The 13,423-nt window shown below is 40.9% G+C and carries 10 protein-coding genes; 4 read left to right on the top strand and 6 right to left on the bottom strand.

Features of this window, described 5'->3' with window-relative positions; all coding sequences use genetic code 11:
- On the top strand, positions 1-311 hold a 311-nt coding region (locus tag ACE1CC_RS15040), incomplete at its 5' end, for a hypothetical protein (protein WP_413271243.1).
- Here the strand turns inward: ACE1CC_RS15040 and ACE1CC_RS15035 are convergent.
- Positions 289-2,898, bottom strand: coding sequence for a M1 family aminopeptidase (locus tag ACE1CC_RS15035; protein ID WP_413271242.1), 2,610 nt, complete (start codon positions 2,896-2,898; stop codon positions 289-291). The genes ACE1CC_RS15040 and ACE1CC_RS15035 overlap by 23 nt on opposite strands.
- A 363-nt stretch (positions 2,899-3,261) precedes the next feature.
- Here ACE1CC_RS15035 and ACE1CC_RS15030 point away from each other — a divergent pair, with 363 nt between their 5' ends.
- Both ACE1CC_RS15030 and ACE1CC_RS15025 read left to right on the top strand, forming a co-directional pair.
- Positions 3,262-4,998: a DUF3352 domain-containing protein gene (locus ACE1CC_RS15030; RefSeq protein ID WP_413271241.1), complete on the top strand. Its 1,737-nt coding sequence runs from the start codon at positions 3,262-3,264 to the stop codon at positions 4,996-4,998.
- Between the two features lie 225 nt (positions 4,999-5,223).
- Entirely contained in the window at positions 5,224-6,159 is a 936-nt protein-coding gene (locus tag ACE1CC_RS15025) for a class I SAM-dependent methyltransferase (protein ID WP_413271244.1), read from the top strand.
- A 137-nt stretch (positions 6,160-6,296) separates the two neighbouring features.
- On the opposite strand, the gene ACE1CC_RS15020 is transcribed toward ACE1CC_RS15025, so the two are convergent.
- A complete protein-coding gene (locus ACE1CC_RS15020; protein ID WP_413271240.1) occupies positions 6,297-6,929 on the bottom strand; it encodes a PAS domain-containing protein in 633 nt (210 codons plus the stop codon).
- Between the two features lie 337 nt (positions 6,930-7,266).
- Here ACE1CC_RS15020 and ACE1CC_RS15015 point away from each other — a divergent pair, with 337 nt between their 5' ends.
- Positions 7,267-9,375, top strand: coding sequence for an alkaline phosphatase PhoX (locus ACE1CC_RS15015; protein ID WP_413271239.1), 2,109 nt, complete (start codon positions 7,267-7,269; stop codon positions 9,373-9,375).
- Positions 9,376-9,459: 84 nt separating this feature from the next.
- Here the strand turns inward: ACE1CC_RS15015 and ACE1CC_RS15010 are convergent, their stop codons facing one another.
- The 4 genes from ACE1CC_RS15010 to ACE1CC_RS14995 all read right to left on the bottom strand — a co-directional run bounded on the left by ACE1CC_RS15010 (position 9,460) and on the right by ACE1CC_RS14995 (position 12,999).
- Positions 9,460-10,332 carry a 6-pyruvoyl trahydropterin synthase family protein gene (locus tag ACE1CC_RS15010; RefSeq protein ID WP_413271238.1) on the bottom strand — a complete coding sequence of 291 codons (873 nt, stop codon included), beginning with the start codon at positions 10,330-10,332 and terminating at the stop codon, positions 9,460-9,462.
- Positions 10,333-10,630: 298 nt separating this feature from the next.
- Positions 10,631-11,329 (bottom strand): J domain-containing protein, encoded by a 699-nt coding sequence (locus tag ACE1CC_RS15005; RefSeq protein ID WP_413271237.1) that lies wholly within the window; start codon positions 11,327-11,329, stop codon positions 10,631-10,633.
- Positions 11,330-11,429: 100 nt separating this feature from the next.
- Positions 11,430-12,395 carry a cysteine synthase A gene (gene cysK, locus ACE1CC_RS15000; RefSeq protein WP_413271236.1) on the bottom strand — a complete coding sequence of 322 codons (966 nt, stop codon included), beginning with the start codon at positions 12,393-12,395 and terminating at the stop codon, positions 11,430-11,432.
- A 163-nt stretch (positions 12,396-12,558) separates the two neighbouring features.
- A complete protein-coding gene (locus tag ACE1CC_RS14995) occupies positions 12,559-12,999 on the bottom strand; it encodes an RrF2 family transcriptional regulator (protein ID WP_413264957.1) in 441 nt (146 codons plus the stop codon).
- Between the last annotated feature and the right edge of the window lie 424 nt (positions 13,000-13,423).

Genomic DNA, 13,423 nt, shown 5'->3' with positions numbered 1-13,423 from the left:
ATAAGGGGGGAATTCAACAAACAAGTGAATTCAAAGTCCTCCTTAATAAGGGGGGAATTCAACAAACAAGTGAATTCAAAGTCCTCCTTAATAAGGGGGGAATTCAACAAACAAGTGAATTCAAAGTCCTCCTTAACAAGGGGGGAATTCAACAAACAAGTGAATTCAAAGTCCTCCTTAACAAGGGGGGAATTCAACAAACAAGTGAATTCAAAGTCCTCCTTATTGAGGGGAACTTTCAATTCAAAGTCCCCCTTATTAAGGGGGATTTAGGGGGATCGAACCTATTTATGATGGAGAATTCACCTTAGATTTTGCTTCCAAATTTTCCACGCGACTTTTCAATTCCTGATTCTCTTTTTTCAGTAAATCAAGTTCTTCGCGCAACTGTTTTACAGATCGATCGCTACCCACATTTTTCTGCACCTTTTGTACTGCTTCTTCTGCAATACGACGCACTCTTCCATCAGGAGTTTGATTAGCTAAAGATTGCAACACAGGTATTGCTTTAGCTGTTTCCATTTGTCCTAAAGCGGTGACAACTGCTACTTGAGTTAGGAAGAAAGTTTCCTTAGCAATATCAGCTAATTGTTCCACAATCCAAGCAACATTATTAGCAGTTTGTCCGGTGGAAATTGTGCCTAAAGCGCGAATTGCAGCTAACCTTAAAGCTTGGGGAATTCCGGGATGAGTGTACTCTAAAATCAGGTTTAAAGCAACTGGAGAAGTCTTTAATTGACTTAAACCTGCGATCGCACCAACCCGAACTACTTCATTCCAACCAGCCCTCTCTCTCAAGATACTAGAAAGTAAGGCAATTACCTCATCTTCTTTATCTTTTAAAGTTGCTGAAGTTATCATGTTACCAAGAGAATTTGCTGTTGCTGATTCTACATAATAACTTTCGTCACCAGCTTGCAACAATTCTTTTAATGCTGTATAACTTTCGGTGGTTTTAATGTTAGCTAAAGCATTAACCACAGCCCGACGCACTAACGGATTTTTATCTTTCAATCCCTTAGTTAAAGCAACTCCTGCTTGATCGAGTTTGATTTCTGAAAGTTGTTTCGCAACTTCCGATCTCACACCCCAAAAAGCATCATTTTCTAATGCTTCTGATAAAGCTTTGACAGCTTCTAAACCACCTTTTTTCGCCAATGATTCCGCCGCAAAAATCCGCGAAACTGGATCGGGGTCATATTTTAATTGTGCTTTCAATTCGGGAATGGCATATTCCAAGGCAACGGTTTTTAAGCAGTAATTTCCCAAGTCAAAACTGATAAAATCAGGTTTCTCAGCTAACGGGAAGTAAAAGCTTTGTTGCTGTTCATGCACTCGCACTGTAAAGGTTTTAAATTCTGAGAATTTCTCATCCTTTACATAACCGAAGGCAATGGGAATTTTCAGATCGAACAAATCATTTTTACTACCATTGTCACCTGATTTTGCTTGAGTTTGGGTTACTGTAACTTTTGCCAGTTTGCTATCAGCATCCCAGTCATAAGCAACTTTGTAATCAGGATGTCCGCCTCGATAAACATACTGATCGAATAAAAAGAGTAAATTCCGACCTGTAGCTTTTTCGATCGCCCTCAGCAAATCAATAGTTTCTACTGTTTTGTGAGCATTTTCTTGGACAAACTTATGAATTGCAGTATTAAACAATTCATCTCCCAATTCTCCGCGAATCAAATGATAAACACAAGCACCTTTTTCGTAAAGGTGGCGATCGTAAAGTTCGATCGCTTCCCGATAAACATGAGTTACAATTGGACGACGATAGCGACTGCTATCTTCTGCTAAATAACTCCGCGCCTCATTCAAAATATAGTAAGCAGCATCATCCTTTCCGTACTCTTGTTCTGTCCACAGTACCTCGGAATAAGATGCCATTCCTTCTTTAATCCAAGCATGAGACCAATGTTTAATCACCACCAAATCCCCAAACCATTGGTGGGCGAGTTCATGGGCGACTAAACTTTCACTCAAGCGGTTATCTATCGATGCCCTTTCATCTAACAAGCATCTGTCAGTTAAAAGAGTAGTAGAAGTATTCTCCATTCCCCCGAAAATAAAATCATCGACGCAAACTTGGGCGTATTTGGGAAATGGATAAGGATAACCAAATTTTTCACTGAAAAATTCGATCATCTTCGGCGTTTTGCCCATCGTTCGACGGGCATCTTCTTCCCGAATTTTGTCTACATAATAAGTGACAGGTTTGCCATTCCATTCATCTTGAATTTCGGCAAAATCTCCCACCGCTAAAGTCATTAAATAAGTAGGATGAACTTCCCTTTGCAACCAATGGTAAATTTTCCCATCTCCCGCATCTTCGGTATTAATTAATTCCCCGTTGGAAATAGCAATTAAAGGTTGGGGAACTTGCACTCGAATTTCGGAAGTTGCTAGTTGTCCCGGATAATCAAAACAGGGAAACCAAAAACGCGAATCTTCATCTTCTCCCTGCGTCCAAACTTGCGTCGGTTTGTTGGGATAATGCTCGTTAGGAGTGATAAAGTAAATCCCTCTTTGCGGATTCTCTGCGGCGTAAGCAATCACAATAGTAATTGGTTTTCCAACCTGCGTCGGGGTGGCGAGTTGAATATGCAACTGTTCGCCATCGTACTCAAAATTCTGCGCTACATTATCAACCTCGACTGAGTGAATGTTTAAGTTAACTGCGTCTAAGGTTAAATTTTCAATTCCCGATCGCACTGGTGCTAACCTAATACTGCAAGTCCCTTTACAAGTCTGATTGGGAATATCCAGCACCAAATCGAGAAAGATGTGCTCTACTTGTCCGGGGCGATCGGGATTATAATGCGGTCTAGCTCCCGGTAACTCAAAAGATTTGTGACTATTCGTTTCCGAATCGAAATAAGATTGCAACTTCATCTCGGCTCAAGCCTGCGTGACAATGGAAGCGATTTAGATATACTTTCCAGGGTAACGCCTTTGGGACTCAACTTACTTTTACATCTGAATCTGCCAGAATGCGTATCCAAAAGCACAAATTTCTTACTAAAGATTTATAAGAAATGTTACTTAGGTATGAATTTCAAACAACTATATACAATTTCCTATTGCTAAATTCCAGAACTACTCTAAAATTTACTCATTGTTAGTTACAGAATTCTACAGAGACAACAAAATATCCCTGTTAGTTGCCCCCCAGTGGCTTAAGCAAAAGTACTCATCAGTACTTAAGTAACCCAAGAAAAATTTTTCAAGAAAGTATTATCAGATTGTGAGGTGAGGATGATGTTAGCCCAAAAAGTTTCTCAAGTCTCTGAAGTCTCTAAAGTCTCTAAAGTCTCTAAAGTTTCTAAAATCAAAACTTTAGGTGTTGGCGCAGCAGTTCTAATAGCAGGTGGTGGCACAGCAGGTTATTTATACTTACGTGGTGTTTTTAGCGATGTAAGTCCATTAGCCAGCGCCAAGTTAGTTCCAGATGAAGCATTAGTAGCAGGTGTAGTGTCTACGGATGGAAAAGCTTGGTCAAAATTGCAACAATTTGGAACAGCGGAAGCAAGGCAAATAGTCAGTAATAGTCTGACTAGCCTCCACAAAAAGCTGTTTGCTGAGAATACAAAGATAGATTACGAAAAAGATATTCAGCCTTGGCTAGGTAGTGTAATGTTGGCACTTTTACCAAGCAATACTAAACAAGAAGTTGCAGCTACTACAGCGACTACAGAAGCACCGAATTATTTAGTTGTTATAGGTATTAAAGATAAAATAAGCGCTATAAGTTTTGCTACTAAGTTAAAAAAATCGTCCGATGGCGAAAAAAGTGAGAGTAACTATAAAGGTGTGAAGATTTGGGAATGTGCAAATAAAAATCAAAACACTTACATAGCGTTATTAAACGAGCATTTAGTGATTTCACCGCAGAAAAAATCGCTCGAAGCAGCAATTGATACTTTTAAAGGAGAAGCTTCATTTGCTGATAAAGTAGGTGCTAAGTTGATGTTGGAGAAGGGAATAGATTTACCCAATGAAATCGCAGAAATTTATGTACCAGAATCGCAAAAGTTGATTACCGAAGTGCTGGATAACAACGCGACTATCAGCCAGTTAACTCCAGTATCAATGAAGCAATTAAAAAATATGAAGTCTGTGGTAGTGGGGGTGGGAATAGATAATTTAGGGATGAGGATGAAAGCGATCGGAGAAGTCCAGCAAGACCGCATTAAAGAAGCAGAGTTTCAACCGACACCAGGGAAAATGGTATCGAAATTCCCCTGGAACACGGTAGCGTTAATCAGTGGATATGGAATTAGTCAAGGTTGGAAAGAAGCAGTAGAGCAAGCCAAGAAAAATCCCCAATTTAATGCTCAGGTTAACGGAATTCGTAATTATCTTAAAGATAACGTGAATCTGGACTTAGATAAAGACATTTTGCCTTGGATGGATCGAGAATTTGCGGTTGGTGCATTTCCAGCGAATGAAGGTATTTTAGCACCGATGGGTTTTAGTGCAGCTTTGGTTGTGAAAACTAGCGATCGCCAAGCCGCCGAAACCGCATTAAGTAAATTAGATAGACTCGCCAGAACTAAGTCTATTAATATCGATCGCCGACACATTGAAGGCAAATCTGTTACCGAATGGTCAAACGATCAAGGCGTATTATTAGGACATGGTTGGTTAGACAAAGAATCAATGTTTGTCGCCGTGGGTCGTCCTGTTGTCGAAGCAATGGCAAGCAGTTCCAAAACCTTAGAAAAAAACCAAGCTTTCCAAACAGTTACCAGTTCCTTACCCAAGTCAAATACAGGCCATTTTTATGTCGATATGGACACAGTAATGTCTGTATTTAATAGCAACTTTTTGCTAAATCTCCAACTACCTCTCTCCGCAGACACCTGTGCTATCTTGAATTCCATTCGCGGCATTGGAGTCACAGCTAATCAAGTTAACCCATCAACCAGTCAAATGGAAATAGTCTTTGCCTTAAAATCAAAAGAACAACAATCAGTAGCCAGTGGTGAATAGTTATATCATCTTAAGTTCGTTGTGACGACTTCAGTCCTATCATTCCTACAGGACTTAGGCAACTGGCACAATTTAGTAGGGTGGGTCAGAAAGTTAAACCCTGATGCTCTCGATTAGATTTATAGTCTGAGGCACCCTACAACTACAACTTTAGTCGTATATTCAGATCAAAGGACTAAAGTCCTCACAACGAACCAGGCTAATAAATGACTAATGACTAATCAGATGACTGCAACAGTAAACACTACTCCAGGGTTAGCTTCTCGCTTAGTTAATGGAGTCCTGGCTATTAAACCTTTGGCAGCGATCGCTAAACATCAAGCTCGTGAGATGATGATTAAAAGATCCGAAAAAATTGGTGTACCTTGGCGGCTGCAAGTTAAGGAATTAAGTCAGCAAAATTGGGAAACTTACTTACAAAAAGTACAAAATCAGAATTTAACTTATCCAGAATATTATGTGCGATCGTTCCACGCTTACGAAGAAGGAAATCTCGGTTGGGAACCAGCATTAGAAGTTGAATCTGCTGCTCATGCAGTCCATTCTACAATTTGGTCTAAAGTTCCCGCAATTGACGGAGATGCCAAACTTCGGCAAAGCTATCATAACATCGTAAAACAGCAAATTTTTACCCCGCCTCAAGATATTTTAGACCTGGGTTGTAGCGTGGGAATGAGTACCTTTGCGCTACAAGAAGTTTATCCCCAAGCAAAAGTTACAGGTGTTGATTTATCACCATATTTTCTAGCAGTTGCAGAATACCGTTCTCAACAAAAAAACGCTTCAATTAATTGGGTTCATGCTGCTGCGGAATCAACAGGTTTACCAAATGCTTCCTTTGATTTAGTTTCCATCTTTTTAATGTGTCATGAATTGCCACAATCGGCAACCAAAGAAATTTTCCGGGAAGCTAAACGCCTGTTACGTCCAAATGGTCACATTACCATTATGGATATGAATCCCCAATCTTCAGCTTACAAGAAAATGCCTCCTTACATTTTCACTTTGCTAAAAAGTACTGAACCTTACTTGGATGAATATTTCACTTTGGATATTTCCCAAGCTTTAGTAGAAGCTGGTTTTTGTGTTCCAACAATCACTCCTAATAGTCCTCGTCATCGCACAATAGTTGCTCAAGTAATGGGAAATGTTGAGGTTTGATCCCCCCTAACCCCCCTTACAAAGGGGGGAACCGCAAGCAATTCAAAGTTTCTCTGACAAGGGGGGAACCGCAAGCAATTTCAAAGAACCAATTTCAAAGTCCCTCTTACCAAGGGGGATAATGGGGGAGCGAAAAGTTAAATAACTTTTTTAAATCGATCGACCTGCGGATTTAATTTTTTTTTAGATTCTGGAATAGTTACTGTTTCTCCCCATTTCGGCTGTTTTTGTTGGCTGATAATTAAAGCTGTTGCGGCTTGTGGATCTAAAGCTTTAGAAAAATAGAAACCTTGTCCTTGTTCGCAACCGAGTTCCTTTAATTGTTCTTCACTCTTTTTTAATTCGGTTTCTGCTTGTTTGCGATCGCTAACATCCAACACCAAAGATAAAACAGAAACCACATTACCAAATTCATCTAATAAAGCAGAATTGTACCACTCGCAATCTAAAACTCTCCCATCTTTCGTATAGTTACGATTATAATGAATATTCATCGGTTCTTCGGCAGTTCTTGTCGAAACAGCATTTTTATATACGCGATCGACATCCGTTTCAAACACAAATTGCCATTCATCCCAACACTTTCCCAACACTTCCTCTGCTTGCCAACCAAACATTTTCTCCGCTTGTTTTGACCAACGTTTTACCCTTGATTGATTATCCCATTCCACCACCCCAACAGGTGAATTTTCCAAGTGAAAAGTTAACTGCTCTAGAGCTTGTTTGAGAAAATTTTCTGTTTGAGTATTCTCAGTAGTTTCATCAAGCATTTTTGTTTAGGAGTTTTCGTCAAATAATATTAAATTATCTTGAAACTTTTATTATTTTAGTATAAATTTTACCAAGTTAACTGTAAATTTTTATTTAGCAACTTTAGTAAATAAATATTATTAAAAAGTTACATTTACGATTAGTTTCTTAATAAGATAATTTAATCAAAACATAGCCTTAAATTAATCTTTTCATATTAATTCTATAGCCAAAGCTTAACTTGACAGAGAGATATTAATTCCTGGATAGTCGCCATTGTTACTCAAGCTTTTTAGCAACAAGTAAATTTTTAGCGCTGCAATTACTTCTGATTAAGAAGGAAGGAAATGTTAAATCATGGTAGATTCTTACGTGAGAAATGTGCCGGGAAATCCAGGCTACGAATTTGTGCCGCTGTTAACAGTGGGACAAGAAATTCCACTAATTGACGGCACCGTAGGTAATTTTCGGACTGTACAAGGAAGAACCTTTGCCATGACAGGTATTCCTGACGGCATGGGGATATACGAAACGGAAAGAAACTATTACGTTTTTCTCAATCACGAAATTGCCGCAGTTGATAGTAGAGGTAATCCCATCACTTCTGCAATTTCCTCTACCGTTCCAGGGAGAATTCAAGGAGCAAGAGTATCTTTACTGGTATTTGACAAAAGCTGGAATATCATAGGCGGAAAAAACCTCATTGAAAGAGCAGTAGATCCCACTGGTGAGTATGTTTTAAACACTACAACAGGTGTTTATACAAATGCAGCAACAGGGAGAAATTTTAGTTTCACTCGTTTTTGCTCCGCTTACTTAGCAGAAAGTGGCTTTGTTAATGCCGCTGGTCAATCAACTCCAGTTTATTTCATTCCCGAAGAAACTACAGAAAATGCAGCGACAGGAGCCTCATCAAGTCGAGGTTGGGCATTAACTCCTGATGGTACAGCTTTAGCCCTTGACGGCTTAGGTCGTTACGCCAAAGAAAACGTAGTTTCCGCCTCCCAATATCGCGCCACCAACTCGGATAAAACAGTAATTTTCGGTGCAGAAGACTTTGCTAACGGCGAACTTTATATGTTTGTCGGTCAACAAACTGCACAAGACCCCAACGGCTTCCGCGATGGTCAATTATATGTCTTAAGACTTCAGGGATTTGATGGTGAATCTTTAACAGAAGGAGTGAGAGTTAACGCCACTTGGACACCAGTTCCCAAAGACATAGCCCTTGATCCTACTGGTGCAGTTCTTAGCAGCTGGGTAGACAGTTCTGGTCGTTCCACTAACTTCCGCCGTTTAGAAGATATTCACGAAGATCCCAACAACCCCGGTACATTCTACTTCGTCACCACAGGCACCGCTGACAAAGCTGGTGGAGGAACTGCTAGGACTGCTGCTGAAGCGGAAAACCCTTACGGTAAAATGTACCGCTTCAGCCTCAATCCCACCGATCCCGCCGGACAAATCAATAACTTTGAACTGATACTCGACGGCGGCTTTGATACTGGTGTCAGCTACGACAACATTGTTGTCGATAAAAAAGGCAAAGTAATGATTATGGAAGACGAAACTGCCTTTGGCGGTGACGTAATGGAGGCTAGAGGCAGAGAAGCTGGGATTTGGGAATATGACATAGCCACAGATAAAGCTACATTTGTGGCAGAAATTAACGAAAGTGCTGCTGGCGAACAGTTTGACAACACTAGTGTAGCGGGGGAATGGGAAACTTCCGGCATCGTCGAAGTTGCTTCTGGTAGACAATTTTATTTGTTCGATGTTCAGGCTCACACTATCAGAGATCCGAACTACGTTGAAGGTGGTCAGTTAATTTTGGCTATATGGAAAGGGCCAGATTTATTGACAGCTAAAGGTGGTCAATTGATCAATGGTTTCCAAGGTAATGATACTATTACTGGCGCGGCTAGTTCTGGGAATAATACCTTATATGGCGGTCAAGGTGATGATGTATTAATTGGTGGTGCTGGTGATTTTCTCTTTGGCGACAAAGGCAATGATTTGTTATTACCAGGCAAAGCTAACAATGCAAATGGCAATCTGGGAAATGACTTTATCAATGGGTCTAGTTCGAGTGGCAGTACCCTGCGTGGTGGTCAAGGGGATGACACAATTATCGGTGGAAGTGGCGATTTAATCTTTGGTGACAAAGGTAAGGATGCTTTATTCGTTGGTAATGGCTCTAACACTTTAACTGGCGGTGCAGATGCCGATCAATTTTGGATAGCTAATAATATCTTCCCTAATGCTCCTAGTAGAATCACTGACTTACAAATAGGTACAGATGTAATTGGAATTGGTAATTTGGGAGTGACTAGTATTAGTTCCTTGTCGATTACTCAAAAAGGTGCAGATGCTGTAATTAGTTTCTTAGGGAAAGATTTAGCGATCGTCTCTAATGTCCAAGCCAGTGCGTTAACTGCTTCCGCCTCCACTTTTGTCTTCACCTAAAAATCATTGGTAATTACTCACCGCTTTGATTAAAAAAACGCACCTCGCTCGATAACGAGGTGCGTTTTTTCCTGAGCAAAAACCTTAAATTCTCACTAAAACTTGTTCATTCAACTTGCCATTAACTGAGCTTTTCTCCAATTGAGTACCGTAAACTTCACAAGAATTATTTGGGCTTTCTACTAACTTAATTTTGAACAATTCTGCCCCTAATTCCCTAATTGGTTCCTGCAATAAATCGCGGATATGAATCGCAATATTTTCTGCTGTTGGCACAACTTCTGCAAAGTAAGGAATATCTTTATTCAAAAAAGTGTGATCGAATGGTTCTACTACATAATCATCAACCACCTTTTGCAATTCTCCCAAATCTACAGTCATCCCCGTCCGAGGATCAATTTCCCCTTTCACAGTCACTTCTAAATGATAGTTATGTCCGTGACCATTAGGACGAGCACACTTACCATAAATCTCGCAATTTTTCTCATAACTAAGGTCGGGACGAGCTAGCCGATGGGCAGCGCTAAAATGAGTGGCAATGCTGAGGTATGCTTCCATTTCGTTTCCTAAATAATCAGCCCAAAGTTCTGGATGTTCAAACAATTGAATTCGCACAATCGGTAAATGAGGCGCTAACCGCTGCCAAATTACCCGCGCTATATTTTCTGTAGTTGGTAGAGTTTGCTCAAACTCCGGCCAAGCATCATTGAGATAAGAAAAATCTAATTGACTGGTAACTTCCTGCTTAATGATATGTTTCACATCAGACAGGTTTAACACCATGCCATATTCATCCAGTTCGCCTGCCATGTAGACATACAGGACGTAGTTATGTCCATGTCCAGGCGCACGAGTGCAAGCCCCAAATTTTTGCTTATTTTCAGCTTCACTCAACTCTGGCAACCAATACAGATGACTGGCTGAAAACTTAGCCCGACGGTTAATAATACACTTCATGCTGGGAGGAGCAAGGGTGAAATTGTAAAGATTCGTAAAACGATTCTGATTCTAGGATATCGCATGGAAGGGCAAGAGGGGCAAAATCGGCTCCCGGCGCTCCAGGGGCAAGAGGGGCAAGAGGGGCAAGGGAGCAAGAACATTCCTTAACTCAAAACTCTCCTTACGAGAAACTTCCCCAACTCTCCCTAACTCAAAACTCTCTCCAGGGCGGGTTTTGTTGTTAATTCTTCGGCTGCGATTACAGTATTGTCTACTAAACCCGCCCCTACAAACTCAAAACTTTCCCAGTTCCCTCTTAAACAAAACTCCTAAAAGCTGTTTGTGCCTCTTGTCTTAGCTGGGAGGCAATTCTAAACATTTCATGACCTGTGTGTAAATATTGGTCATCGTAATTTAAGCTAAAAGTTTCTAATTCGCTAATTCCATCTGCTACTTGATTCAAGCAATAGTAAAGTCTGGCAGCGACACCAGCTAAAGGAGAAGGATTGGGCATAGAGGTAAAAATCTGTTGGGCTTGGGAAAGCAATTCCTGGCAATCCTTTAAGTAATCTTGAAAACTTTCCATTAATTCATCATCAAAAGGATCGGCAGAAAGTTCCTCAATTTGTTGCTTTATGGGATTGATAATGCGACAAATTAAGCGGTTAACTGGCTGATAAACTAGAGTCAACCATAATTGAATTTGTCGATCGATATCTTGAGCCGTTTGTCGCTGTTTTTGATATTGTTTTTGGGCGGCTTTAGTTCTTTGTTGCCAATTGCCAACCGGACTAAATGAACTATTTTTTAATTGTCGATCGTAAAACTCCCGCCGTTGCGGATCGCTTAAAATTTCATAAGCAGCATTTAGCCGCACAATTTGCTCATGATCGGCTGTGTCTTGCTGACTATCGGGATGAAAAAGTTTTGCCAATCGTCGATAAGATTGTTTAATCTCTGCTTGTGTTGCTCTTGGGCTAACTTGCAGAGTTTGGTAGTGATTTAACTCCGCCATTACATTTCAGATTTTAGATTTTAGATTTTGGATTTCTCCCAAATGTGAATTTGGAGACTTGCACCAGAAAATTATAGAAGCCTTCAGCCCTTTCACTAGTTTAAGTTAAGCCAAAAGTTGATAGCTTCAGTTCTGGATCTTGAAACAAAGGTGTGCTTAAATAACGTTCGCCAAAACTGGGTTGAATCATCACAATCAGGCGATCGGCATTTTCTTTTCTTTGACCAACTTTAATCGCGGCAAAAAGCGCTGCCCCACTGGAAATTCCTGAGAGTAAACCTTCTTCTCTAGCTAATCGACGAGAGTATGCGATCGCATCTTCATCCTTAACCTGAATTACCTCATCAATCAAATCTACCCGCAACACCTGGGGAATAAAACCCGCCCCAATCCCTTGAATTTTATGTGGCCCAGGATTTCCCCCGGACAACACCGCACTGTTAGCAGGTTCAACTGCGATCGCCAAAAACCCGGGTTTGCGCTGCTTAATTACCTCAGCTACACCAGTAATCGTACCCCCAGTACCCACACCAGCCACTACAATATCTACCTGCCCATCCGTATCTTGCCAAATTTCTTCTGCCGTAGTTTCCCGGTGAATTTGGCTATTAGCCGGATTGCGGAACTGTTGCAACATATAAGCATTCGGCGTGTTCTCTACAATCTCCTGCGCCCGTCGAATAGCCCCAGTCATCCCCTCAATTCCCGGAGTCAACTCCAACAGGGCCCCATAAGCCCGCAACATCGCCCGCCTCTCATTACTCATAGTTTCGGGCATAGTCAAAATTAACCCATAACCCCTAGCCGCCGCCACCATTGCCAAAGCAATACCCGTATTTCCCGAAGTCGGTTCCACCAACACCGTTTTCCCCGGAGTAATTAGCCCCTCCCTAGCCGCAGCATCAATCATACTCACACCAATCCGGTCTTTCACAGAAGCAGCTGGATTCATTCCCTCCAACTTCACCACAATCTTTGCCAAACAACCCTCTGATTGCGGAATCCGGTTTAAGCGTACCAAAGGAGTACCACCAACTAACTCTGTAATATCGTCAGCAATTCGCATAATTTTCCCTTATATCATTAGTCATTGGTCATCACTCATCAGTCATTAGTCATTGGTTATTAGTTATTAGTCATAGTTCTTTACTTCTGCATTCCTCTACATCTGTCGAACAGCAAAATTCCACAAATGACCAATAACTAATAACCAATGACTAAATGACAAATCAGATGTAATACATGATATCTAGCTGACGCTTAGCATCGCGCTTTTCACACAAATCTTGTAATGTATACTTTTGTAAAACCGCATTTGCCGCCTGACAACCTTCTTGCCAAATTTCTCGCAGCAAACTACTCTCTAAAGTTGTTTTATTCCCTGATTCCTTCTGGGTCGATTGAGAATCAGACCCTTCTAAACAGCAAATCACTTCAAATAAATTAATTTTCCAGGGTTCTCTGCCTAGCAAATAGCCGCCCTTGGCTCCTCGTTGACTACGCACTAAACCGCAACGCCTTAAAGTTGCTAGTAACTGTTCCAAATAGCGATCGGGAATATTTTGCTGCGCCGCAATTTGCCGAATTTGCAGAGGTTCGCCACTTTGATAATGAGTTGCTAGCTCTAGGAGAGCCAGTAGCGCATATTCACTTTTACACGATAGTTCCACGAATTATCCCAAATTTACTGAATTGCTACAAAATTCCTAAATGAAATACACAGAGCAGAAAAGGGTAATTTAAATACCCCAGTTCTACACTAGGGTTTAGTTCTATTTTATAACGCCAGTGTCCTGAATGCTTTCCGTTTTTAAGGATCTGTGCGATCGCCAAATTTTCTAGCGACAATCAAAAACCCGGTTTCTGAGTCTACCTCAATCATCGCTTGCGATGATTTTAGGACTTACGCACCCAGATCCCCCAACCCCCTTCCCAAGGGGGCTATTAAGTTCCCGGCTCTCCCGGATTTATGGTGATAACAAAATCTTATTTAATCGTAGGGTGTGTTAGGCACGGGCGATAAATTCAGCATTCCAATCCATCAATAAATTCCCGTGCCTAACGCACCGTTCCCTGGTTTGTAACATTTATGAA

The sequence above is a fragment of the Floridaenema aerugineum BLCC-F46 genome (genome assembly GCF_041929345.1).
GTDB lineage: Bacteria > Cyanobacteriota > Cyanobacteriia > Cyanobacteriales > Aerosakkonemataceae > Floridanema > Floridanema aerugineum.
Note: the sequence above shows the minus strand (reverse complement) of the source record. Positions and strands in the feature narration are given on the sequence as shown.